The 2,866-nt window shown below is 40.0% G+C and carries 1 protein-coding gene; it reads left to right on the top strand.

Annotation, left to right across the window (positions count from 1 at the left end; translation table 11 throughout):
- Positions 1–345: 345 nt before the first annotated feature.
- Positions 346–2,556, top strand: coding sequence for an acetyl-CoA decarbonylase/synthase complex subunit alpha/beta (gene acsB / locus AB1422_18630; GenBank protein MEW6621316.1), 2,211 nt, complete (start codon positions 346–348; stop codon positions 2,554–2,556).
- Positions 2,557–2,866: the final 310 nt, after the last annotated feature.

Raw genomic sequence — 2,866 nt, 5'->3', positions numbered from 1 at the left:
AAGAAACATATGGTCAATCGAGAGTGGGGACATTTGGAATCAACCCCTTTCTTGAAATGGAGAACAGCATATTGTCTCACTTGAGCTAAAATAAAAATAAGGACTTTATGCCTCTAAAACTAAAAAACTTGAACATCGAGTATAAACCATAAACCATAAACCATAAACTATAAACCATAAACTATAAACCATAAACTATAAACTATAAACCATAAACCATAAACTATAAACGAGTTTTGCATTTTGATATTTGGAGGAAAAAATAGAGGTTTTAAATACCCGCTTAAAAACTACAGTTTCTTAGTTTTGCAGAACCCTAAATTCCCAAAGACAAGGAGGTAACCAATGTCTAAAATAATTGCATCAGCCGCCATTCGTGGCGCACATAAAATTGTAAATTTAGCCGATACACGGTTAAAAGAGTCGATTGACAAATTTGGACCAAACCAGGAAATTGGATTCCCAAATACCGGCTACTATTTGCCAATCATTTATGCGATGAGTGGGATTAAAGTCAAAAATCTTACGGATATGGAAGGGGTTGTTAAAAAATGTAAGGATTTACTTCCACCTTTTGTTGATGAAGGTATTCACCTGCCATATCTGGGTTGGGTTTTAGATGCAGGGATGATTACTTTGTGGGCAGAGGAGGTAATCGAGGCTTTAAAATATCTTGAAACCCCAATTCCTTATCTTATTGCGACAGCTCCGGATGATGACCATTTATTCATCGGTGCGGCTGATGATAAGATAATGCGGGAGCGTGGTATAGAATTCGTGGATGGTAGTGCACCTGGTTTTGCGGCTTGTGTTGGTGCCTGTCCGGATCCCCAAACTGCGGCTAAATTAGCCAAAGAACTCCAGGAAAAAACCCTGTATGTTTTTATGTGTGCTGAAAATGATGGTAATAGCATGTCAAAACAGTTAAGGCAAGAAGGTGTTCAGATGGGCTGGGAAACAAGACTTATACCTTTTTCAAATGAAATCTATGGGGCAATTTTTGCCTTAGGTTTTGCCTCAAGAGCGGCTATGGCTTTTGGTGGCGTTGAACCTGGAGATTATCGACGAAATCTTATCTACAACAAACATCGTGTCTTTGCCTTTGTTTTAGCCTTAGGTGAAGTTTCAGATGAATGGTATGCCACCGCCGCCGGCGCTATCAACTACGGATTTCCAACTATATCCTACACCCCTATTCCTCAAATTCTTCCAACGGGCGTATGTATGTATGAGCATGTTGTTTCAAATGTGCCTTTTGACAAAATGGTGGAGCGAGCAATTGAGGTTCGAGGATTAAAGGTTGTGGTCACAAAGATTGATATACCTGTCCTTTATGGACCAGCCTTTGCCGGTGAAAGAATAGGTAAAGAGGATTTATACGCTGAGGCAAATGAGGTTCGAACTAAAGTCCCGGCATTTGAATTTGTAACCACAAAACCTGTTCAAGAGGTAGAGGATGGTAAAATTGAGGTAATTGGACCTGACCTGGATGAGATTAAAGAAGGGATTGGTTTTCCACTTGGGATATGGGTTGAGGTTGCTGGTGCCAGGATGCAAAAGGATTTTGAACCAATCCTTGAACGACATATCCATGAAATCCTGAATGGTGCTCAAGGACTACTCCATATTGGCCAGAGAAATATCATCTGGATAAGAATAAGTAAATCAGCATTTAATAGCGGTCTTAGACTTGCTCATCTGGGCAAGATTATTATTGCCAAATCCCATGCAGAATACAGCTCAATCATTGACCGTGTTCAGGTAAAAATTTATACAGATGTGGAGAAGGCGACTGAAATGATGAATATTGCCAAAACTACCTATCGTGAAAGGGACGAAAGGGTTAAAGGCTTGACTGATGAAGGAGTGGAGGTTCTTTATTCCTGCACATTATGTCAATCCTTTGCCCCCAATCATCTTTGTATAGTTACACCGGAGCGGTCTGGGCTTTGTGGGGCATATAATTGGCTGGATACAAAAGCCGCTCATCAAATTAAACCTGATGGACCCAATCAACCGATTCAAAAAGGCAATTGCCTCGACCCGGTAATCGGACAATGGGATAATGTCAACGCCTTTATAAAAAAGGCCTCTCACGGCAAGATAGACCAAATGAGTGCCTACTCAATGATGATTGACCCAATGACCAGTTGTGGTTGTTTTGAATGTATCACGGCTTTGTTACCTTCAACTAATGGAGTGATGATTGTTGATAGAGACTATACCAATATGACGCCTTGCGGGATGAAATTCTCTACATTAGCCGGCTCGGTTGGAGGCGGTTTGCAAACTCCAGGATTTATTGGCCACTCAAAGTATTATATCGGCAGTAAAAAATATATTTCCGCTGAAGGTGGTTTTAAACGGATTGTCTGGATGCCTAAAAAATTAAAAGAATTTAGCCGTGAACTGTTAGAACAGCAATCTAAAGAAAGTGGTCTTGAGAATTTTGTTGACCTGATTGCTGACGAAACTATTGCTACAACCGAGAATGAAGTCCTTGCCTATCTCCAAAAGGTAAATCATCCTGCTCTAAAGATGCAACCGATAGTGTAACTATTCAACCACTGATTAACACGGATTAGCACGGATAAATACAGAGGTCAGAGGACAGATGAGAAAGGGGGAAACGGAGAAGGAGAGGAGACACGAGGCACTATACCTGAATTTTCGTAACCGTTCAGGTCTTGAGTTACTAATATTGATTGAGATTTCGGAACACTTACAAAATATTGAATGTAGGTAAGCGTTCAGGTGGTGTAACAAAAGGAGATGTGGAGATTAAGGAGATAGGGAGATATTATTAAAAAAATTGAAATTAATAGAAACTAATAGAAATTTATGGAAATTTGTTGTTTTCCACAAT

It is taken from the genome of bacterium (genome assembly GCA_040757115.1).
Taxonomy (GTDB): domain Bacteria; phylum UBA9089; class CG2-30-40-21; order CG2-30-40-21; family SBAY01; genus JBFLXS01.
The sequence above is the reverse complement of the archived record's forward strand: the minus strand, read 5'-3'. Positions and strand labels throughout refer to the sequence as shown.